The 20772-nt window shown below is 69.8% G+C and carries 16 protein-coding genes and 2 pseudogenes; 13 read left to right on the forward strand and 5 right to left on the reverse strand.

The features are described from left to right. The first annotated feature begins 59 nt into the window (after positions 1-59). The 5 genes from A0130_15685 to A0130_15705 all read left to right on the forward strand — a co-directional run bounded on the left by A0130_15685 (position 60) and on the right by A0130_15705 (position 8729). Positions 60-743, forward strand: a complete 684-nt coding sequence (locus A0130_15685) for a DNA-binding response regulator (GenBank protein ANF32910.1) — start codon at positions 60-62, stop codon at positions 741-743. A 15-nt stretch (positions 744-758) separates the two neighbouring features. Beyond that, positions 759-2411: a two-component sensor histidine kinase gene (locus A0130_15690; protein ID ANF32911.1), complete on the forward strand. Its 1653-nt coding sequence runs from the start codon at positions 759-761 to the stop codon at positions 2409-2411. Then, positions 2408-4114 (forward strand): hypothetical protein, encoded by a 1707-nt coding sequence (locus A0130_15695; GenBank protein ID ANF32912.1) that lies wholly within the window; start codon positions 2408-2410, stop codon positions 4112-4114. Before A0130_15690 ends, A0130_15695 begins: the two co-directional genes overlap by 4 nt. Positions 4115-5024: 910 nt before the next feature. Then, positions 5025-5726 carry an RNA polymerase subunit sigma-54 gene (locus tag A0130_15700; GenBank protein ID ANF32913.1) on the forward strand — a complete coding sequence of 234 codons (702 nt, stop codon included), beginning with the start codon at positions 5025-5027 and terminating at the stop codon, positions 5724-5726. Positions 5727-5924: 198 nt separating this feature from the next. Next, positions 5925-8729, forward strand: a complete 2805-nt coding sequence (locus A0130_15705; GenBank protein ID ANF32914.1) for a preprotein translocase subunit SecA — start codon at positions 5925-5927, stop codon at positions 8727-8729. Between the two features lie 87 nt (positions 8730-8816). Here A0130_15705 and A0130_15710 read toward each other — a convergent pair. Then, positions 8817-9155, reverse strand: a pseudogene (locus tag A0130_15710) (hypothetical protein). 264 nt (positions 9156-9419) lie between these two features. Here A0130_15710 and A0130_15715 point away from each other — a divergent pair. After that, positions 9420-10913: an ATPase gene (locus tag A0130_15715; protein ANF32915.1), complete on the forward strand. Its 1494-nt coding sequence runs from the start codon at positions 9420-9422 to the stop codon at positions 10911-10913. Positions 10914-11045: 132 nt separating this feature from the next. On the opposite strand, the gene A0130_15720 is transcribed toward A0130_15715, so the two are convergent. Next, positions 11046-11294: a WhiB family transcriptional regulator gene (locus tag A0130_15720; GenBank protein ID ANF32916.1), complete on the reverse strand. Its 249-nt coding sequence runs from the start codon at positions 11292-11294 to the stop codon at positions 11046-11048. A gap of 225 nt (positions 11295-11519) precedes the next feature. Here A0130_15720 and A0130_15725 point away from each other — a divergent pair, with 225 nt between their 5' ends. The 7 genes from A0130_15725 to A0130_15755 all read left to right on the forward strand — a co-directional run bounded on the left by A0130_15725 (position 11520) and on the right by A0130_15755 (position 17778). Continuing rightward, positions 11520-11951: a hypothetical protein gene (locus A0130_15725; protein ID ANF32917.1), complete on the forward strand. Its 432-nt coding sequence runs from the start codon at positions 11520-11522 to the stop codon at positions 11949-11951. Between the two features lie 35 nt (positions 11952-11986). Further along, complete coding sequence (locus tag A0130_15730) at positions 11987-12742, forward strand: hypothetical protein (protein ID ANF32918.1); 756 nt, start codon at positions 11987-11989, stop codon at positions 12740-12742. 59 nt (positions 12743-12801) lie between these two features. Next, entirely contained in the window at positions 12802-14286 is a 1485-nt protein-coding gene (locus A0130_15735) for an ABC transporter substrate-binding protein (protein ID ANF33491.1), read from the forward strand. A 90-nt stretch (positions 14287-14376) separates the two neighbouring features. Beyond that, positions 14377-15339, forward strand: a complete 963-nt coding sequence (locus tag A0130_15740) for an ABC transporter permease (GenBank protein ID ANF32919.1) — start codon at positions 14377-14379, stop codon at positions 15337-15339. Further along, positions 15336-16217, forward strand: a complete 882-nt coding sequence (locus A0130_15745) for an ABC transporter permease (protein ANF32920.1) — start codon at positions 15336-15338, stop codon at positions 16215-16217. The genes A0130_15740 and A0130_15745 overlap by 4 nt, the downstream gene beginning before the upstream one ends. Continuing rightward, positions 16214-17017, forward strand: coding sequence for an ABC transporter ATP-binding protein (locus A0130_15750; GenBank protein ID ANF32921.1), 804 nt, complete (start codon positions 16214-16216; stop codon positions 17015-17017). Before A0130_15745 ends, A0130_15750 begins: the two co-directional genes overlap by 4 nt. Then, positions 17014-17778, forward strand: a complete 765-nt coding sequence (locus A0130_15755) for a peptide ABC transporter ATP-binding protein (GenBank protein ANF32922.1) — start codon at positions 17014-17016, stop codon at positions 17776-17778. The genes A0130_15750 and A0130_15755 overlap by 4 nt, the downstream gene beginning before the upstream one ends. Positions 17779-17801: 23 nt before the next feature. Here the strand turns inward: A0130_15755 and A0130_15760 are convergent, their stop codons facing one another. From A0130_15760 to A0130_15770, 3 genes and pseudogenes are all read right to left on the reverse strand, one after another. Beyond that, entirely contained in the window at positions 17802-18278 is a 477-nt protein-coding gene (locus tag A0130_15760) for a peroxiredoxin (GenBank protein ANF32923.1), read from the reverse strand. Between the two features lie 44 nt (positions 18279-18322). After that, positions 18323-19386 (reverse strand): annotated as a pseudogene (locus A0130_15765) (GTPase). Further along, positions 19379-20749 carry a 3-phosphoshikimate 1-carboxyvinyltransferase gene (locus tag A0130_15770; GenBank protein ANF32924.1) on the reverse strand — a complete coding sequence of 457 codons (1371 nt, stop codon included), beginning with the start codon at positions 20747-20749 and terminating at the stop codon, positions 19379-19381. The pseudogene A0130_15765 and the gene A0130_15770 overlap by 8 nt, the downstream one beginning before the upstream one ends. Between the last annotated feature and the right edge of the window lie 23 nt (positions 20750-20772).

Here is a 20772-nt window from a genome sequence, read left to right on the forward strand (position 1 = left end):
ACGCTGATCATGTTGTCCGCGGCTCCGGCCGCTCGAGGAGGGTTCGGGAAACGTCCCACATGACTAGTCGCATCCTGGTGGTCGACGACGACACCGCGCTTGCGGAGATGATCGGCATCGTGCTGCGCACGGAGGGCTACGACCCGGTCTTCTGCGAAGACGGCTCCCTCGCTGTGGACACCTTCCGGTCGTCGAAGCCCGATCTCGTGCTGCTCGACCTCATGCTGCCCGGCATGGACGGCATCGAGGTGTGCGGCCGCATCCGCGCCGAGTCCGGCACCCCGATCATCATGCTCACCGCCAAGTCCGACACCGCCGATGTGGTCAAGGGCCTCGAGTCGGGCGCCGACGACTACATGGTCAAGCCGTTCAACCCCAAGGAGCTCGTGGCGCGCATCCGCACCCGCCTCCGCCCGGGTCCCGCCGCCCCGCCCGCCGACGAGTTGACCGTCGGCGACCTCGTGGTCGACGTCGCCGGCCACGAGGTGCGCCGCGGAGACACCCGCATCGCGCTCACCCCGCTGGAGTTCGACCTCCTGCTCGCCCTCGCCTCCAAGCCGCAGCAGGTGTTCACCCGCGAGATGCTGCTGGAGCAGGTCTGGGGCTACCACTACAAGGCCGACACCCGGCTCGTGAACGTCCACGTGCAGCGGCTGCGCGCCAAGGTGGAGCAGGACCCGGACAACCCGAAGATCGTCATGACCGTGCGCGGGGTCGGCTACCGCGCCGGCGCGGCCGCCTAGCGGTCGGAGGCCGGGATGCGCTGGTGGCCGACGCGGGAGATGTGGCGGCAGGCGCCGTCCCGTCTGGCGCGCCTGTGGCGCAGCTCGCTCCAGCTGCGCACGGTCGCCATCACGCTCCTCCTGACCGGCGTCGCCATCCTCGTGACCGGCGTCTACATGGCGCTCAGCATCAGCAACGACCTCTACCAGTCGCGGCTCGACCAGGCGCTCCGCGACTCCAGCCGTGCCACGACGACCGCGCAGTCCACGCTGAACGCGTCCGACGTCTCCACCGGCGACGCGGGCAAGAACCTGCTCAACACGGTCCTGCAGAGCGTGCAGGCGTCCACGTCCAGCCGCCTGGTCGCGGCCTACCGCGTCCCCGGGCAGGACACCGGCGTGCTGGCACCGCCTGACCGCGGCAGCCCCGCCATGAACTCCGTCATCTCGCCCGAGCTGCGCGAGAAGGTGCAGAACGGCGGGACCAAGCAGTTCTACCAGTCCGTCGCCCTGCCAGCCGTCGTCGGCGACACCGACCCGGGGATCGTCGTCGGGTCGCAGCTGACGCTGCCCTCGTACGGCAAGTACGAGCTCTACATCGGCTACAACCTCCGCGACTCCGAGAACACGCTGCTCTTCGTGCAGAACACGCTGCTGCTCGCCGGGCTCGCGCTCATCCTGCTCATCGGCGCGATCACCTGGGTGATCGTGCGCTTCGTCGTGGAGCCGATCCGCGTCGCCGCGCGCACCAGCGAGCGGCTCGCCGCAGGGGACCTCGCCGTCCGCATCCCCGAGAAGGGGGAGGACGTCTTCGCGACCCTCGCCCGGTCGTTCAACGGGATGGCCGACAGCCTGCAGAGCCAGATCAACCAGCTGGCGACGCTGTCGCAGCTGCAGCAGCGGTTCGTGTCGGACGTCTCGCACGAGCTCCGCACGCCGCTCACCACCATCCGGCTGGCCGGCGACGTCATCTACGACCAGCGGGAGGGCTTCGCGCCCGCGACCGCCCGCACCGCCGAGCTGCTGCACACGCAGATCGAGCGCTTCGACCGGCTGCTGTCGGACCTCCTCGAGATCAGCCGCTACGACGCCGGATCCGTGGTCCTCGACGCCGAGCCCACCAACCTGGTGCGACTCGCCGAGGACTGCGTCGACGAGCTGCGCACGCTGTCCGAGCAGAACGGCTCGGAGCTCATCCTCGACGCCCCCGGCGGCTACTTCGACGTGCCGATGGACCCGCGCCGCATCCGCCGCGTCGTCCGCAACCTCATCGGCAACGCGATCGAGCACGGCGAGGGGCGCCCCGTCATCGTCACGGTGGACAGCAACGAGACCGCGATCGCACTGACCGTCCGCGACTACGGCATCGGCATGAGCCCGCAGGACATGGCCCACGTCTTCGACCGCTTCTGGCGCGCCGACCCGTCCCGCAAGCGCACGCTGGGCGGCACCGGACTCGGCCTCGCGATCTCGCTCGAGGACGCGACCCTGCACTCCGGCTGGCTGCAGGTGTGGTCGGCTCCCGGGCAGGGGTCGTGCTTCCGTCTGACGCTGCCGCGCGTCACCGGACGCGAGATCACGGCCTCGCCGCTGCCGCTGCCTCCGGCGGATGCCGGGGCGACACTCCCCGCCGGATCGGCTCCCGAGCTGCCCGGCGCGGTCGGAACCGGAAGCGAGGCCCGCGCATGATCCGTCGTCGCTCCCCGGGCGTCCGTGCAGCGCTCGCCGCGCTCGTCTCGCTGGCGCTCCTGGCGCTCGCCGCGTGTGCGAGCATCCCCGACTCCGGTCCCGTGCGTCAGGGCGCGCCCGTGGCGCAGGTGAACGATCCGCTCGACCTCGACTTCAACCCGTCCCCGCCCGAGAAGGGCGCGTCGCAGCAGCGGATCGTGCAGGGCTTCATCGACGCCGCGTCCAGCCCGAAGAACAACTTCAAGATCGCCCGCGAGTACCTGACCACGGCGATGGCCGCCAACTGGAACCCCGACGAGTCGGTGACCGTGGACGACGGCCGCAATCGCACCTACGACGACCAGGGGACCCTGTGGCGCCTCGACGTCACCCCGGTCGCGAACGTCGACAGCGTCGGCTCGTACCATCCCGTGGCCAGCACCGCCCCGGTCGGACTGAACTACCAGCTGGTGAGGGAGGACGGGGAGTGGCGCATCTCGGTCGCCCCCAACGGCGTCGTCATCGACGACCCCACGTTCCGCGCGGTCTACGCCCAGCAGAACCTCTACTTCTACAGCCCGGGCTACACGTACCTGGTGCCGGATGCGCGCTGGTTCCCGGCGCGCGTCGCATCCGCCGCCACCCGGGTCGCCAGCTCGGTGCTCGCCGGGCCCGCGCCGTGGCTGAACGGCGCCGTCGTCACGTCGTTCCCGAAGGGGACCCAGCTCGCCGTCCCGTCGGTCACGACGGAGGGCGGCGTCGCCCGGGTCGACCTCAGCTCCGAGGCGGGACAGGCGGACTCGGCGCAGCTGCAACGCATGCAGTACCAGCTGGAGCAGTCCCTCGGCAGTCTCGCGCAGAGCGTCCAGCTGTCGATCGAGGGCAATGTGCAGCAGGTGCCGACCCTGAGCGCGGACGCGACGCCGATCCGGAACCCCTCCGTCGACTCCCGCGCGTATGTCTACCGCGGCGACGTGTTCGGGCCGCTGAACGGCGACACCGTGACGGGGCTGACCGGACTGAGCGACAAGGTCGCGGCGCTGCGGCCGACGGCGATCACGCTGAGCGCCTCGCGCGACCAGGCCGCCGTGCTGTCGCAGACGGGGGTGTACTCCGTGCGCAAGAACGGCGATCCCGTCCGCGTGGATGGCCGTCCGGGCCTCATCGGACCGTCGCTCGACCCGCAGGGCTGGGTGTGGTCGGTCCCCGGCGGCTCGCCCGGTGCGGTCCAGGTGACGGCGGCGAACGGCGCCGATGCGCACGGGCTGGTCGCGAACTGGCCGGATGCGACCGGGATCCTCTCCCTCGCCGTTTCGCGCGACGGGACCCGGCTCGCGGCGCTGCTGCGGACCAACACCGGCTACGCGCTCATGGCCTCCGGCATCGTGCGGGCCGCGAACGGGGCGCCGAACGGGCTCACCGAGCCCGTCGAGCTCGCCGTGCCGTCGGCGGGAGCGCGGTCGGCGGCGTGGACCAGCGACCTCACCGTCGCGGTGCTCGGCACGACGAGCGGAGAGGCGACCAGCATCGCCCAGCAGACGGTCGGGGGCACGCAGACGACGACCTCCGGGCCGACCGGCGGGCGGACGATCATCGGGGCGGCGGGCCTCGCCCCCTACGTCGTGCTCAGCGCCGACGGCACGCTGCTGGCGCCGACGGGCACGGGGTGGCAGGCGCAGCTCGACAAGGTGGGCGCGGTGGCGGTGCAGCAGGGCCAGCCCTGAGTTCTCCACAGCGCCGGTTCCGACGCGGTTCTCCACCGATTCGCGACATCCGGCCCGCAGCGGTGCGCCGCCCGCGAGGCTCGATGCATGACAACCCACGCCCTGGTCCGTGAATCCCTCCTCGACGCGGCGGCGATCCTGCTGCCCGTCCGCTGCGCCGGCTGCGGTGCGCCCGACCTCACGTTGTGCTCCGAGTGCGGCGCTGCTCTGCGGCCGGTGCTCCGGGTCGACGCGGTCGGCGACGTCCCGGTCTGGTCCGCGCTCGCGTACGACGGCGTGGCCCGTCGGGTGCTCCTCGCCTACAAGGACAGCGGGCGCGTCGACCTCGCGCGAGCGCTCGCGCGCGTGTTGCGCGAGGCGATCGCCGAGGCGCAGCGGCAGTCGCGCCGGGGGAGCGACGGCTCCGCGCTGCTCCCGGTCGTGATCCCGTCCACACGGGCGGCGTGGCGCGGCCGCGGCTATCATCCGACCCGGTCGGTGCTGGCCCGGGCGCACATCCTGGTTCCTCCGCTCTGGGGCGCACTGCGTCTCACGCGGCAGACGGTCGATCAGGCCGGGTTGTCGGCGGCGGACCGGTCGGGCAACCGGGCCGGGAGCATGCGGGCGTCCTCACGCCTGACGGGACGCGACTGCCTGATCGTGGACGATATCCTCACCTCGGGCGCGACCATCGCCGAGGCGGCTCGTGCGATCCGTAGGGTGGGTGGACGCGTGACCGGCGCGGTTACCATCGCACGCACCCCGCTCCGCAATGAAGGTGATGCTCAGCGAGCGTCCAGCGGACGCACCGCAAATGGATCACGATGGGCGGTTTCGCTTCCGGAGCGCGCGCACTACGGTAGTCGAAAAGGCGCGAGCGATCCGCCTCTCGTGAACGGGGCGGACATCGCGCCGGATCAGGGAGGTCTCCATGGACATCAACATCATCGGACGCAACCTGGATATCACTGATCGTTTCCGGGAGTACGCCACCGAGAAATCGGACAAGGTCGCGCACCTGGCCGAACGAGCGATCTCGTTCGAGATCAAAGTGAGTCGTCACAACGAGAAGCTGGGCAACGTCAGCGGCGATGACCGCGTCGAACTCACTCTCGTCGGCCCCAGGGCGGTGGTGAGATCCGAGGCGACGGGCCAGGACAAGTACGCGGCTTTCGACATCGCGCTCGGCAAGCTCCTCGAGAGAGTCCGTCGCGCGAAGGATCGCCGAAAGGTCCATCGCGGGCAGCACCGGCCGACCTCGTTGCGCGAGGCCAGCACCGACGGCTTCAGCGCGGTGGGTCTGGCGGCGGCTCCGGTCGCCGTGCTCGACCAGGTCCGAACCGGCGCAACACCCGCTGCATCCGATGAGGTGACGGAGACCGCGGAGGCGGAGGAGGAGTACTGCCCCGTCGTCATCCGCAAGAAGGTCTTCGCGTCCATTCCCATGACCGTCGACGACGCGCTCTATTACATGGAACTCGTCGGTCACGACTTCTATCTGTTCGTCGACCAGGAGACCCAGCGTCCGAGCGTGGTCTACCGCCGCAAGGGCTGGGACTACGGCGTCATCTCGCTCGACGATGAGGCCGAGGAGCTCCAGGAGGTCGCCACGGCGGCGCGCAAGCTCGGCTGATCGCCGGTCCAGCGCCGATGGCGGCCGCCCGGGCGGCGGTCGCCATCGGCGCCTGTCCAGGCTGCTCCCAGGCATCGCCTGCCGAACGCGAGGGCTGAACAAGTAGCATGTCCCTAACGTCGGCGGAGTCTGCCGTCCGACGCGCGCCCGCCGGGGCGCCGGGCCATCGGCCCGACCGAGCAAAAGTGGAGTGCATCAGTGGCCTCAGTTCTTGAAAAGGTCCTTCGTGTCGGCGAGGGCCGGACCCTCCGTCGGCTGGAGGCGTATGCCAAAGCGGTCAACGCCCTCGAAGACGACTTCAGCGAACTCACCGACGAAGAGCTCGCGCACGAGACGGTCGAACTGCGCGAGCGCTACGGCAACGGCGAATCGCTCGACGACCTCCTCCCCGAGGCGTTCGCGGCGGTGCGCGAAGCGGCGAAACGCACGCTCGGGATGCGGCACTTCGACGTGCAGATCATGGGCGGCGCCGCCCTGCACCTCGGCAACATCGCTGAGATGAAGACCGGTGAGGGCAAGACCCTGGTGGCGACGACCGCGGCCTACCTGAACGCGATCGGCAGCCGCGGTGTCCACGTCGTCACAGTCAATGACTACCTCGCGAGCTACCAGTCCGAGCTCATGGGGCGCGTCTTCCGTGCCCTCGGCATGACGACCGGCGTCATCCTCGCCGGCCAGACCCCGGAGGAGCGCCGCGAGATGTATGCGGCCGACATCACCTACGGCACGAACAACGAGTTCGGCTTCGACTACCTGCGCGACAACATGGCGTGGCAGGCGAGCGACATGGTGCAGCGCGGCCACTTCTTCGCGATCGTCGACGAGGTCGACTCGATCCTCATCGACGAGGCCCGCACGCCGCTGATCATCTCAGGGCCGTCCTCCGGCGAGGCGAACCGCTGGTTCAACGAGTTCGCGAACCTCGCCAAGCGCCTCACCCCCGAGGTCGACTACGAGGTGGACGAGAAGAAGCGCACCGTCGGCGTGCTCGAGCCGGGCATCGAGAAGGTCGAGGACTACCTCGGCATCGACAACCTCTACGAGTCGGCGAACACCCCGCTCATCTCGTTCCTCAACAACGCGATCAAAGCCAACGCCCTGTTCAAGCGCGACAAGGACTACGTCGTCATGAACGGCGAGGTCCTGATCGTCGACGAGCACACCGGCCGCATCCTGGTCGGCCGTCGCTACAACGAGGGCATCCACCAGGCGATCGAGGCGAAGGAGGGCGTCGAGGTCAAGGCCGAGAACCAGACCCTCGCCACCGTGACGCTGCAGAACTACTTCCGCCTCTACAAGAAGCTGTCCGGCATGACCGGTACCGCCGAGACCGAGGCGGCCGAGTTCATGAGCACCTACAAGCTCGGCGTCGTCCCCATCCCGACCAACAAGCCGATGCAGCGCATCGACCAGTCCGACCTCGTCTACAAGAACGAGAAGGCCAAGTTCGACCAGGTCGTCGAGGACATCGTCAAGCGCCACGAGAAGGGCCAGCCGGTCCTCGTCGGCACGACCTCGGTCGAGAAGAGCGAGTACCTGTCCCGCCTGCTCGCCAAGAAGGGCGTGCGCCACGAGGTGCTCAACGCGAAGAACCACGCGCGTGAGGCGGCCATCGTCGCCCAGGCCGGCCGTCTCGGCGCGGTCACGGTGGCCACCAACATGGCCGGCCGTGGAACGGACATCATGCTCGGCGGCAACTCCGAGTTCATCGCGGTCGCCGAGATGAACGCACGCGGACTGTCCCCGGTCGAGACGCCGGACGAGTACGAGGCCGCCTGGGAGGAGGTCTTCGAGAACGTCAAGGCGCAGGTCGCCGAAGAGGCGGAGAAGGTCATCGAGGCCGGCGGCCTCTACGTGCTCGGCACCGAGCGCCACGAGTCGCGTCGTATCGACAACCAGCTGCGCGGACGGTCCGGCCGTCAGGGCGACCCGGGCGAGAGCCGGTTCTACCTGTCGCTCACCGACGACCTCATGCGTCTGTTCAACGCGGGCGCGGCCGAGAGTCTGATGGGCCGCAGCAGCGTCCCCGACGACATGGCCATCGAGTCGAAGGTCGTCAGCCGCGCCATCCGCAGCGCCCAGTCGCAGGTCGAGGCGCGCAACGCCGAGATCCGCAAGAACGTGCTCAAGTACGACGACGTCCTCAACCGGCAGCGCGAGGCGATCTACAGCGACCGCCGCCACATCCTCGAGGGCGACGACCTGCACGAGCGCGTGCAGCAGTTCCTCACCGACGTCATCGACGACATCCTCGACCAGCACACCGGCGAGGGCAGCGGCGACGACTGGGACTTCGATGCGCTGTGGGCCGAGCTCAAGACCCTCTACCCGGTCAGCGTCACCATCGACGAGGTCATCGCGGAGGCGGGCAACAAGGGCCGCATCAACCGCGACTTCATGCGCCGCGAGATCCTCTCCGACGCCAAGATCGCCTACCAGCGCCGTGAGGAGTCGCTGGGATCGCCCGCGATGCGCGAGCTGGAGCGGCGCGTGGTGCTCTCGGTGATCGACCGCCGCTGGCGCGACCACCTCTACGAGATGGACTACCTCAAGGACGGCATCGGCCTGCGCGCCATGGCGCAGCGCGACCCGCTGGTCGAGTACCAGCGCGAGGGCTTCGCGATGTTCCAGCAGATGATGGGCGCGATCCGCGAGGAGACCATCGGCTTCCTGTTCAACCTGGAGGTGGAGGTAAACCAGGCCCCCGGCGAGGTGGAGCAGCCGGCGGTCGCCGCGAAGGGCCTCACCCGCGGCGAGGGCGACACCGCGCTCAGCTACTCCGCGCCGGCCGAGCAGGGCGGCGTCGAGGTGCGCAACCAGCGCGGCCAGGTCGAGCAGGCCGCGACCGCTCGTGCCCAGCGTGCGCAGCAGCAGCAGGCCGCGCCCGCCGCGCCGGCACAGGGAGCCACGCAGCGCGGCGCCTTCGGCCAGCGCGTGCAGGAGCCGTCGGACGACGCGCCTGCGAACCGCGCCGAGCGCCGGGCCCAGGCCAAGAAGCGCTGAGCCCGCGGCGCTGAGCCCCGGCTCATCGACATGACGACGAACGGCGGCCCCTCGGGGCCGCCGTTCGTCGTTCCGGCCGTCTCCGGCTCAGAGCACATTGATCGTCGTCGCCCGCCACCGGGCGCGGTGCCGCTCCAGGCGCATGGCGACCGCGCGCGAACGGCCCTGCTGGTGCACCAGGACGACCGCCTCCACCACGCCCTCCGAGGGCCGGCTCAGGCGCGGTTCCCCGATGCGCATGCGGGGCCGCAGCGCGTCCTCCGTCGAGAGGGCGCGGGCGCGCGCCGCCAGCACGGTCCGGCGCAGCAAGTGGACGTACACCGCGTCGCTGACCCAGGGGCCGACCTGGTCGAGCGGCCGGGCTCCGGCGAGGATTTCGATCACGCAGCGGGCGAGATTGGAGCACAGAGTGCCCGGATCCGGGTCGCTGAGATCCCAGGCCCGGATCGGCGGGATGGCCTCTCGTGTGGGTGTCTCCGGGGCGACGAGGGTCATCGTGGGGGTGAGAGCGGGGGCGAGTGCGAGGTGGTGCATGAGTCTTCCAATTACGAGTGTCGGTGGTCCATGTTCTACTGGACCTGTGATATGTCCGATGCCTCACTCAAGCAGGCGAGTGCGCGGCGGTCCAGGGCATATGTGCCCTGTGGAGAACCGGGGAGGGGCGCAGCGGACGCCGCTTAGGATGGGGTGGTGTCGACGCTCAGTGATCTCGTTCATGCCCACGGCCGCTCCTCGGAGGCCGACGTCGAGTGGCTGCACGGGCTGGTGGGCGACTGGCAGCTGCTCGCCGACCTCGCCTTCGCCGACATCGTCCTCTGGGTCCCGACGGCCGACGACGACTTCGTCGCCGTGGCGCACGCGCGTCCCTCATCCGCGGCGACCTTGTTCTACCGCGACTTCGTCGGCCAGCGCATCAAGCCCGAGTGGCGGCAGCAGGTCACCGACGCCTACTCGTCCAAGCGGATCATCGACACGTCGGCGCCGGACTGGTTCGAGGAGACGCCCACCCGGGTGCGCGCCGTCCCCGTCATCCGCCGGCTCTCCGTCCACTCGCCCGAGACCGCGGACGAGCCTGTGGCCGTCATCACGCGCCACACCAACCTGAGCGAGGCGCGCACTCCGAGCCGCCAGGAGCTCACTTTCAACGAGTGCGCCAACGACCTCTTCAACATGATCGCGACGGGCGACTTCCCCGACCTCGGCGCTCCGGCCGCCCCGCGCCGCGGCGCCCCGCGAGCGGCGGACGGCCTCATCCGCCTCGATGTGGACGGCATCACGACCTTCGCGAGCCCCAACGCGCTGAGCGCGTTCAACCGCATGGGCTTCACCGACGAGCTCGAGGGCGAGTCCCTGGCAGCGGTGACGACCGGCCTGCTGACGGGCACGATCACGACCGACGAGTCGCTGCCGCTCGTCGTCACGGGCCGCGCTCCCTGGCGCACCGACATCGAGGCGCGCGGCGTCACCGTCTCGCTGCGTGCCATCCCGATCCGCAACCGGGGGGAGCGCGTGGGCGCGATCGTGCTGTGCCGCGACGTCTCCGAGCAGCGCCACCAGGAGCGGGAGCTCATCACGAAGGACGCGACGATCCGCGAGATCCACCACCGCGTCAAGAACAACCTTCAGACCGTGGCGTCGCTGCTGCGCATCCAAGCCCGACGCACGCACTCGGAGGAGGCGCGCGAGGCCCTCAGCCAGGCCATGCGCCGCGTGGCCGCCATCGCGGTCGTGCACGACACCCTGTCCACCGGTCTCGCGCAGATCGTCGACTTCGACGACGTGTTCGACCGGGTGCTGCTGCTCGTGGCCGAGGTCGCGGCCAGCCACACCACGACCGTGCACCCCAAGAAGACGGGCAGGTTCGGGCAGCTGCCGTCGGAATACGCCACCCCGCTCGCCCTGGCGCTCACCGAGCTCGTCACCAACGCGGTCGAGCACGGACTCGCCGGCCGGGAGGGCCAGGTCGAGATCATCGCGAAGCGGTCGGACGACTCGCTGACGGTGAAGGTCGTCGACAACGGCTCCGGGCTTCCGGAGGGCAAGGTCGGTTCGGGCCTGGGCACCCAGATCGTGAGGACGCTGATCCAGGGGGAGCTCGGAGGAGCGATCGACTGGCACACGCTCATGGGGCAGGGCACCGAGGTGACCATCGAGGTCCCGCTGCGCTACCTGACCAAGCTCTGACGCCGTCCGGGGGTCGCCGGACATAGAGAAGCCGAGGGGCGCTCGAGTGCTAGGTGTGCGAGCGCCGCCTCGGCGATGCCGTACGCGCGGAATTCGGGTCCGCGCGGACGGGGTGGTGCTGTGCGGCCGGCCTCAGGAAGCGCGGCGGGCGCGGGCGGCGCGGCGCTTGAGAGCGCGGCGCTCGTCCTCGGAGAGACCGCCCCAGACGCCCGAGTCCTGACCCGTCTCTAGGGCGTACTGCAGGCAGATCTCGGTCACGGTGCAGCGCGCGCAGACGGCCTTGGCCTTGTCGATCTGGTCCACCGCCGGCCCGGTGTTGCCCACCGGGAAGAAGAGTTCAGGGTCTGCGGTGAGGCAGGCGGCTTTGTCGCGCCAATCCATGTAGATGTGCTCCTTGTTTACTGGGGTCTCTGGCCCGAGGGGGCCATAGAATGCAGGTAAGCAGTCGAGCTGCAGGGTGCTTAGATCCGTGGGGAATCAGACCTGCCCACGACCCTGTGAGCGTTAACTCGACCGCTGAATATGCTCCCATAGCGCTTATTCCGAATCAATAGTTTTGTATGGGATAACGCTGAGAACACGAGCCGGAAACGTCAGGATGCTATAGTGCCCGACCCTCAGAACGCCCCCATGCCCGCTGCGCCCGCCCGCCCCGCCCTGCTGCTGGTGCTCGCCGTGATCGTCGGCCTGGAGGCCCTTCTCGTCACCGGTCTGGCCGTCTGGCTGCTGATCGAGCTGCTCACTCAGCGGCCGGAGTCGTACCCGTCGGCGGTCGCGATCACCGTCCTCGGCTTCCTCGCAGCGGCCTGGGCGATCTTCACGTTCGTCGGGCTGCTCCGTCGCCAGGGCTGGGCGCGTGCGTCGGCGCTGACCATCCAGATCCTCCAGCTGGCGGTCGCGGTCGGGTGCTTCCAGGGCCTGTTCGCGCGTCCCGATCTGGGCTGGGCGCTGCTGGTGCCGGCCGTCGTGGCCGGCGTCCTCGCGATCACCCCCGCGGTCGTGCGCGCCACCGCCCGCAACACGGAGCAACACGAATAGATCGAATCGGGAAGAAGTCGCAGACTCGGATGGTTATGTCCCACATCGTGACCGATATCTTCACACCGACCTCCGCTTCCCCTGAGACCGTCGACCGCGCCCACGCGGGCTGGGACGCCTGGCGCGAGAGCCGCCTCCGCGGCGTCACCGCACCCACCGGCAACCTCGCGCTGATCGAGACCCGCTGGCTCCCCGCCGGCGATGAGACCACCCTCGAGGAGGCGCGAGCCGGGCATCCGGATACGGTCACGGCGACCGAGCTCAGCCGCACCAGCCTGGAGACCGGCGAGACCGAGCGCGGCATCCGTCTCTGGGACGCCGACTCGCCGGCCAACCGCGCCTTCCAGGGCATCGACGTCTTCCCGTTCGACCCGAGCTGGGTCATCGAGGCGACCTTCACACCCGTCTCCGACGAGCGCACCATCCCGTTCGAGCACATCCGCGACAACGGCCTCACCCGCGACCTGGTCGTCCCGGGCGACATCCGCTTCGAGCGCGACGGCGTCGAGTACACGCTGAGCGCCTTCGATGACGGCGGCACGCTGCTTCTCGTCTTCGGCGACCCGAGCAACGGGGCCGACGGCGACGACGGCACCTACGCGTCGGGCCGCTTCCTCTTCGTCGAGCTGGACGGCGACCGCGCCGTCCTCGACTTCAACCGCGCATTCGTCCCGCCGTGCGGCTTCTCGGACCAGTACAACTGTCCGCTGCCTCCGCGCAACAACCGCTTTCCCGTCGCGGTCACTGCAGGGGAGAAGCGCGTCACCTTCGACGTGGCCTTCCAGCACTGACCTGCTCCTGCACTCCCCCTTCACCCCACAGCACTGGAGAACCCGTGAGAAAGTCCACCCTGTTCGCGACGCTCGCCGTCGGTGTCACCGCCGCCTTGGCGCTGGCCGGCTGCGCGGGCGGCTCGTCGTCCTCCTCGGGCGGCGGTGACGCCTCCATCGCGATCGGCTCGCTCTACGAGCCGGTCAACCTCGACAACACCGCCGGCGGCGGCCAGGGCGTCACCGAGGCGCTCAACGGGAACGTCTACGAGGGCCTGTTCAAGCTCACCGACGACGGCAAGGTCGAGCCGCTGCTCGCGACCAAGTACACGACCAGCGAGGACGGCCTGACCTACACGTTCACGCTGCGCGACGGCGTGAAGTTCCACTCCGGCAAGGCGCTGACCAGCGCGGACGTGAAGAGCAGCATCGAACGCGTCACCGCCGAGGACTCGCAGTCTGCCCGCAAGTCGCAGCTCGCGGTGATCTCCGACATCGCGACGCCCGACGACAAGACGGTGAAGATCACGCTGAAGTCGCGCTCGATCTCGCTGCCCTACAACCTCAGCTACGTGTGGATCTACGGCCCCGGCACGAAGAACTACAAGACCGCCGAGGACGGCACCGGTCCCTACACGCTGGGAACCTGGAAGCGCGGAAGCTCGCTCAGCCTCGAGCGCTGGAGCGGCTACTGGGGCGACAAGGCCAAGAACAAAGAGGTGGAGTTCGACTACTTCACCGACGCGTCGGCCCTGTCGAACGCCCTCCAGACCAAGCAGGTCGACATCGTCACGAGCATCCAGAGCCCGGATGCGCTCAGCACCTTCAAGGGCAACAAGGACTACACGATCTCCGACGGCAAGTCGACGACCAAGGAGCTCCTGGCGTTCAACGACAAGGTCGCGCCCTTCAACAACACCGAGGTGCGCAAGGCCGTCTACTCCGCGATCGACACCAAGAAGCTGCTGAACTCCATCTGGGGCGACTACGGCACGCTCATCGGCTCCATGGTCCCGCCGAGCGACCCCTGGTACGAGGACCTCACCAAGGTGAACCCGTACGACGTCAACCTGGCCAAGAAGGAGCTGGCCGAGGCCGGCTTCGCGAACGGCTTCACCTTCACGCTGGACACCCCGACCTACGACCCGCACCCCGCGGTGGCGGAGTTCCTGAAGAGCGAGCTCGCCAAGGTCGGCATCACGGTGAACATCAACTCCATCTCGGCCGACGAGTGGTACACGAAGGTGTTCAAGAACCACGACTTCACCGCGACGCTGCAGGAGCACGTCAACGACCGCGACGTAGTCTGGTACGGCAACCCGGACTTCTACTGGGGTTACGACAACCCGCAGGTGACCCAGTGGGTGAACGAGGCCGAGCAGGCCACCACCACCGCGGAGCAGACGGCGAAGCTGAAGCAGGTCAACGAGCAGATCGCGAAGGATGCGGCCAGCGCCTGGCTGTACCTCTACCCGCAGATCGTCGTGGCCGACAGCAACGTCACCGGCTACCCGGTCAACGGTCTGAACTCGCAGTTCTTCGCCTACGACATCGTCAAGAAGTAACCACTCCGCGTTATCCACAGATGCTCGGGGAGCCGGTCGGCCGGTTCCCCGAGCATCTACTCTACTGAGCCTCTAAAGTTAAAGGGCACCATGGCTCTCTACCTCGTCCGTCGCACCGCGTTCCTCGTGGTCTCGCTGCTGCTGGCCATGGTGGTGCTCTTCTTCCTGCTCCGGGTGCTTCCTGGCGACCCGTCCAACGCACTGTTGTCGGTGGGCGCCACCAAGGAGCAGATCGTGGCTGCGCAGCGCCAGGTCGGCAGCGATCAGCCGCTGCTGCAGCAGTTCTTCGCGTGGTTCGGCAGCCTCCTTACGCTGAACCTGGGGGAGTCGTTCATCAGCTCCCTGCCGGTCGGGCCCGAGATCGCCGCGCGGCTGTCGGTGACGGTTCCGCTCACGCTCCTCTCGTTCGCGCTCGCCCTCGTGCTCGCGCTGCCGATCGGCTTCGTCGCCGCGTGGAAGGCCGACCGCTGGTACGGGGTGGCGCTGTCCGCGTTCTCGCAGCTCGGCATCGCCGTGCCGGTGTTCTGGGTCGGCATCCTGCTGGTGGATGTGTTCGCCATCACCCTGGGGTGGTTCCCGTCGGGCGGGTTCCCGCGCGACGACTGGCAGGATCCGTCGGCCGCGCTGACCTCGCTCGCGCTGCCGGTGGTCACGATCGCGATCGTGATGAGCGCGTCCATCTCCCGCTACGTACGCAGCGCGACGCTGGATGTGATCGGCAGCGACTACCTGCGGAACGCCCGCGCTCTCGGGTCGGGTTTCTCGCGGGCGATGTGGCGTCATGGTGTCCGCAATGGCGCCGTGCCGGTGATTTCGGTGCTCGGCATCGAGTTGGCGACGACGTTCCTCGGCGCGGTGGTCGTCGAGAGCGTGTTCACCCTGCCTGGGCTGGGCAGCATGCTGTTGAAGGCGATCGAGCAGCACGACTATCCGAACATCCAGGGCATCCTGTTCGTCTCGACGCTGCTGGTGCTGATCGTCGGCTTCCTCGCCGACATCGCGCAGCGGCTCGTCGACCCGCGGCTGCGCCGCAGCATCTCGGGGAACGTATGAGCGCGATCGTGGAGCAGGCGACCGAGGCCGCCGCACCGGAGCCGGCCGGCCGTCCTCGCCGTCGTGTCCGGCGCTCTGTGAGCCTCGGGATCGGCCTGACGCTGGTCGGGCTCGTCGTGATCGTCGCGGTGGTCTCGTTCGTCTGGCTGCCGTACGCCCAGTCCGACACCTCCGGCACCCGGCTCGAGCAGCCGAGCGGCGCGCACTGGCTCGGGACGGACCGGTTCGGCCGCGACCTCATGACGCAGCTCATGATCGGCGCGCGCATCGCCCTCGCCGTGGGGCTCGGTTCGGTCGTCATCGGCGCTGTCGTCGGCATCACGCTCGGCCTGCTGGCGGCCTTCGCGACCACGTGGCTGGACGACACGCTGTCGGCGGTACTCGACATCCTGATCGCGTTCCCGACACTGCTGCTCGCGATGCTGATCGTCGCGGCACAGGGCGCCTCGCTCGGCACGGCGATCGTCGCCATCGGCCTGGCGATGTCGGCGGTGGTGGCACGACTGACGCGCGTGCTCGCGAAACGCGTGCTCGCGCAGCAGTACGTGACGGCGGCGCGCACGTCGGGCACATCCTGGTGGGGCATCATCGCCCGGCACATCCTGCCGAACATCTGGCCGACGCTCAGCGTCAACCTCGCGCTCCAGTTCGGCGTTGCCGTCCTCGCCGAGGCGAGCCTGTCGTACCTGGGACTGGGCGCTCCGCCTCCCAACGCGTCGTGGGGACGCATGCTCCAGGAGGCGCAGGGCACCGTCTCGACGGCACCGGTCGGGGCCATCGCGCCGGGCGTGGCGCTCGTGATCCTGGTGATCGGGGTCAACCTCGTCGCCGACGGGTTGCGGGATGTGGCCGACCCGACGCGGAGGAGGTCGCGATGAGCGCGCAGGAGGTGCTGCTGGAGGTGGACGGCCTGTCGGTCGCGACCCGCGACGGGGTGCCGCTCGTGAACGACGTCTCGTTCAGCCTGCGGGGCGGTGAGCGGCTGAGCCTGATCGGGGAGTCGGGGTCGGGCAAGTCGCTGACCTCGTTCGCTCTCACGGGGCTGCTGCCGGAGGGGCTGACGGCAACGGGCAGCGTGGTGCTCGACGGCGTGCAGGTCGTCGGCGCTCGCGAACGCGACCTGGTGCCGCTGCGCGGACGCGTCACGTCGACCGTCTTCCAGGAGCCGTTGACCGCGCTCGACCCTCTCATGCGACTCGGGCGCCAGGTCGCCGAGCCGCTCCGGCGGCACCTGGGCCTCCGCGGCGACGCTCTCACGCGGGCGGTGCTCGACGCGCTCGACGAGGTGGGGCTGCCGGAGCCCGAGCGCATCGCGCGCGCCTACTCGTGGGAGATCTCCGGCGGCCAGCGGCAGCGCGTCGCGATCGCCGCGGCGCTCGCGTGCCGGCCGCAGCTGCTCATCGCCGACGAGCCGACCACCGCTCTCGACGTGACGGTGCAGGCCGAGGTGCTCGCCCTGCTGGAACGGCTCGTGGCGGAGCGCGGCATGGCGCTGCTCTTCGTCAGCCACGATCTCGCCGTGGTGTCCCGGATGGCGCAGCGCGCGATCGTCCTGCGCGGCGGTCGCATGGTCGAGGAGGGTCCGCTCGACCGGCTGCTGTCCGCGCCGACGCACCCGTACACGGCCGAGCTCGTCCGCAGCGCCCGTGAGCTCGATGCCGCACTGGAGGTGCGATGACGGCCATCCTCGAACTGCGCGATGCCGGGTTCCGGTACCGCCGTGCTGCGTCGTCTGCGCTGGAGGGCGTCTCGTTCTCCGTCCAGCCGGGGCGGAGCCTGGGGTTGGTCGGGGAGTCCGGCGCCGGGAAGACGACCGCCCTGTCGCTGCTGCTCGGGCTCACTCGGCCGACCAGCGGCGCGGTGCTGTTCGAGGGGGAGCCGCTCGATCCGCGCGACCGGCAGCAGCTCAGGCGGTTCCGGCGCACGGTGCAGCCGGTGTTCCAGGACCCGTACTCGTCCCTCGATCCGCGGCAGAGCGTCGGCCGGATCGTCGGCGAGCCGCTAGCCAGTCTCGGCATCGCGACCGGTGCCGACGCGCGCGACCGCGTGGCCCAGGCGCTCGAGGCGGTCGCCCTGCCGTCCGACGCCGCCCGCCGCTACCCGCACGAGTTCTCCGGTGGTCAGCGGCAGCGCATCGCCATCGCGCGGGCGATCGTCTCCCGTCCTCGCGTGCTGCTCGCCGACGAGCCGGTCAGCGCCCTGGATGTGACGACGCGCATCCAGATCATCGACCTGCTCGGCGAGCTCGCCGCGCGCGAGGACCTGACCGTGGTCATGGTGTCCCACGACCTGGGCGTCGTCGCGTCCCTCTGCGCCGAGACCGTCGTGCTGCAGGGCGGCCGCGTGGTCGAGCAGGGCGAGACTCGGACCGTCCTGGGCGCGCCGCGCGACCCGTACACGCAGCGCCTGCTGGCGTCCGTGCCGCGGCTGCCTGTCTAGTCTCTAGACGGCGGCAGCGCGCGTCACGCGTCGATCTTGAGCTTCTTGCGCAACGACGCGACGTGTCCGGTCGCCTTCACGTTGTACAGCGGCAGGCGGAGGGACCCGTCGGGGTCGACGACGAACGTCGAGCGGATGACGCCCTCCACGGTCTTGCCGTAGAGCTTCTTCTCGCCGTAGGCGCCGTACTCCTTGTGCACCGCGAGGTCCTCGTCCGACAGCAGCGGGAAGTTCAGGCCCTCCTGCTCCTGGAACTCCTTGTTGCGCGCAGGGGCGTCCTTCGAGATGCCGATCACCTGGTAGCCCGCCGACTTCAGCGAGTTGAGGTTGTCGCGGAAGTCGCAGGCCTCCGTGGTGCAGCCCGGCGTCATCGCGGCCGGGTAGAAGTACACGATCACGTTCTTCCCGGCGAAGTCGCCGAGCGAGACCTCCGAACCGTCCTGGTCGGTCAGCGTGAATGCGGGGGTCTGCTCGCCCGCCTGGAGTCGCACATCCGTCATGCCTCCATTCTGGCAGCGAATCACCGCGCGGGAGGCGGCAGCCGTCATCGTGCGAATGTCGCCAGCAGCCGCTGCAGCGAGTCCAGTCGCGCGCGCCCAGCTTCGCCGAGCCGACCCTCCTCGACCGCCTCGATGATGGCGCAATCCGGGGCGTCCGGAAGGTGCGTGCAGCCGCGCGGGCAGTCCTCGGCGATCGCGGCCAGGTCGGTGAACGCCCTCAGGATACTGTCCGTGTTCACGTGGCCCAGCCCGAAGGACCGGACGCCGGGGTATCGATGACCCAGCCGTGATGTCCGGAGCCGTCCTCGACCCGCAGCGAGACCGTGGACGACGAGGTGTGCCGTCCTCGTCCCGTCACCTGATTGACGATGCCGGTCGCGCGCCGGGCACTCGGGACGATGGCGTTGACGAGCGTGGACTTCCCGACTCCCGAATGCCCGACGACGACGGTGTCGTGCCCGACGAGAGCCGCCGTGATGTCGTGAACCGGGATGTCGTCCTCGCGGCTGGTGAAGACCGGCAGGTCGAGCCCCGCGAAGTTCTGAAGGAAGGCGTCAGGATCGGCCAGATCGGTCTTCGTGACGCAGAGCATCGGCTCGATGCCCGCGTCGTACGCGGCGACGAGGTAGCGGTCGACCAGGCGGGTGCGCGGCTCGGGATTCGCAGCGGCGACGACGATCAGCATCTGGTCGGCGTTCGCCACGATGACCCGCTCGACCTCGTCGGTGTCGTCGGCGCTCCGCCGCAGCAGGGCCGTGCGCGGCTCGATGCGGACGATGCGGGCGAGCGTTCCATCCTCGCCCGTGGTGTCGCCGACGACGGCCACGCGGTCGCCGGTCACGATCGGGTTGCGACGCAGCTCGCTCGCGCGGGCGGCGGTCACCTGCCGCTCTTCCGGAGTGTCCTCGTCGAGCAGCACGGTGTAGCGGCCGCGGTCGACGCCCAGAACGCGCGCGATCTCGGCGTCAGCGTGCTCGGGCCGCGTCTTGGTCCGCGGACGGTTGCCCTTCGGATTGGGCCGGCTGCGGATGCTGGAGTCGTCGAAGAGGTCGAGCTCGTCCTCGTCGTCCTCGCCGTCGTCCCACCACGACCCGGAGTTGTCAGACACGCCGGCTGGCGCCTTCCTGCAGCATCCGGCCCCACAGCTGAGTGAACTGCGGCAGGGTCTTGGCGGTCGTGCCGACGTTCTCGATCTCGACGCCCTCGACGACGAGGCCGACGATCGCGCCCGCGGTCGCCATGCGGTGGTCCTCGTAGCTGCGCCAGACGCCGCCGTGCAGGGGCCGCGGCTCGATGCGCAGGCCGTCCTCGAGCTCGGTCACCGCGCCGCCGAGGCCGTTGATCTCGGCGGCCAGCGCGGCGAGGCGGTCGGTCTCGTGGTGGCGGATGTGCCCGATCCCGGTGATCTCGCTCGGGCCGTCGGCCAGCGCGGCGATCGCCACGAGGGCCGGCGCGAGCTCGCCGCCGGTCGTCAGGTCGAGCGTGACGCCGTTCGGGAGCTCGGGTCCGGTCACGGTGAGCCGGTCGCCGTCGCGCGTCACGGTCGCGCCGAAGAGGGGGAGGAGCTCGGCGAGGTCGGCGCCCACCTGGGTGGTGGAGGCGGGCCAGCCGGCGATCGTGACTGTTCCGCCGGTCACCACGGCGGCTGCCAGGAACGGCGCCGCGTTGGAGAGGTCGGGCTCGATGTCGACGTCGCGGGCCGCGATGGACCCCGGGGCGACGACCCAGCGGCCGGTCGACGGAGACTCGACGGTCACGCCGCGCTGGGCGAGGGCCGCGATGGTCATCTCGATGTGGGGGAGGCTCGGCAGGCGCTCGCCGGAGTGGGTGAGGTCGAGGCCGTTCTCGAAGCGGCTCGCCGAGAGCAGCAGGGCGCTGACGAACTGGCTGGAGCTGGACGCATCCACCTCGACCGGGCCGCCCGCGACCCGGCCGGTGCCGTGAACGGTGAAGGGGAGGGAGCCGCGGCCGTCGTCGTTCACGTCCACGCCGAGGGCGCGCAGCGCCGCGATGATGGCGCCCATCGGACGCCCGCGCGCCGAGTCGTCGGCGTCGAACATGGTCGGGCCGAGCGCCAGCCCGGCGATCGGCGGGACGAAGCGCATGACCGTGCCGGCCTGGCCGCACTCGATGGTCGTGCTGCCGAGCAGCTCCTCGGCCGGGGTGACGAGCAGATCCGCGCCGAACTCTCCGGCGCCCTCCTTCTCCTCGATGCCGACCCCGAGCGCCCGCAGCGCCTCGACCATGTTGGCGCTGTCGCGTGAGTGCAGCGGGGAGCGGAGCAGCGACGGACCGTCCGCCAGCGCCGCGAGCACGAGCTCCCGTGCCGTCAGCGACTTGGACCCGGGGAGGGACACGGTGGCGGACACCGGGCCGCCCGCCACCGGGGCGGGCCACAGGGTGTTCGGCTCCTCCGCGCGGTTGTCGCCGTACGGGTCGAAGTCGGGGGCGGAATATTTCGAGATCAGCATTGTTGTCCAGATTATCCGGGATC

The sequence above is a fragment of the Leifsonia xyli genome, assembly GCA_001647635.1.
Lineage (GTDB): Bacteria > Actinomycetota > Actinomycetes > Actinomycetales > Microbacteriaceae > Leifsonia > Leifsonia xyli_A.

What these genes read in the sequence shown, in the direction of transcription:
- A0130_15685 (ANF32910.1), top strand. Translation starts at nt 60, where the DNA reads ATGACTAGTCGCATCCTGGTGGTCGACGACGACACCGCGCTTGCGGAG.
- A0130_15690 (ANF32911.1), top strand. Translation starts at nt 759, where the DNA reads ATGCGCTGGTGGCCGACGCGGGAGATGTGGCGGCAGGCGCCGTCCCGT.
- A0130_15695 (ANF32912.1), top strand. Translation starts at nt 2,408, where the DNA reads ATGATCCGTCGTCGCTCCCCGGGCGTCCGTGCAGCGCTCGCCGCGCTC.
- A0130_15700 (ANF32913.1), top strand. Translation starts at nt 5,025, where the DNA reads ATGGACATCAACATCATCGGACGCAACCTGGATATCACTGATCGTTTC.
- A0130_15720 (ANF32916.1), bottom strand. Translation starts at nt 11,294, where the DNA reads ATGGATTGGCGCGACAAAGCCGCCTGCCTCACCGCAGACCCTGAACTC.
- A0130_15730 (ANF32918.1), top strand. Translation starts at nt 11,987, where the DNA reads ATGTCCCACATCGTGACCGATATCTTCACACCGACCTCCGCTTCCCCT.
- A0130_15740 (ANF32919.1), top strand. Translation starts at nt 14,377, where the DNA reads ATGGCTCTCTACCTCGTCCGTCGCACCGCGTTCCTCGTGGTCTCGCTG.
- A0130_15745 (ANF32920.1), top strand. Translation starts at nt 15,336, where the DNA reads ATGAGCGCGATCGTGGAGCAGGCGACCGAGGCCGCCGCACCGGAGCCG.
- A0130_15750 (ANF32921.1), top strand. Translation starts at nt 16,214, where the DNA reads ATGAGCGCGCAGGAGGTGCTGCTGGAGGTGGACGGCCTGTCGGTCGCG.
- A0130_15755 (ANF32922.1), top strand. Translation starts at nt 17,014, where the DNA reads ATGACGGCCATCCTCGAACTGCGCGATGCCGGGTTCCGGTACCGCCGT.
- A0130_15760 (ANF32923.1), bottom strand. Translation starts at nt 18,278, where the DNA reads ATGACGGATGTGCGACTCCAGGCGGGCGAGCAGACCCCCGCATTCACG.
- A0130_15770 (ANF32924.1), bottom strand. Translation starts at nt 20,749, where the DNA reads ATGCTGATCTCGAAATATTCCGCCCCCGACTTCGACCCGTACGGCGAC.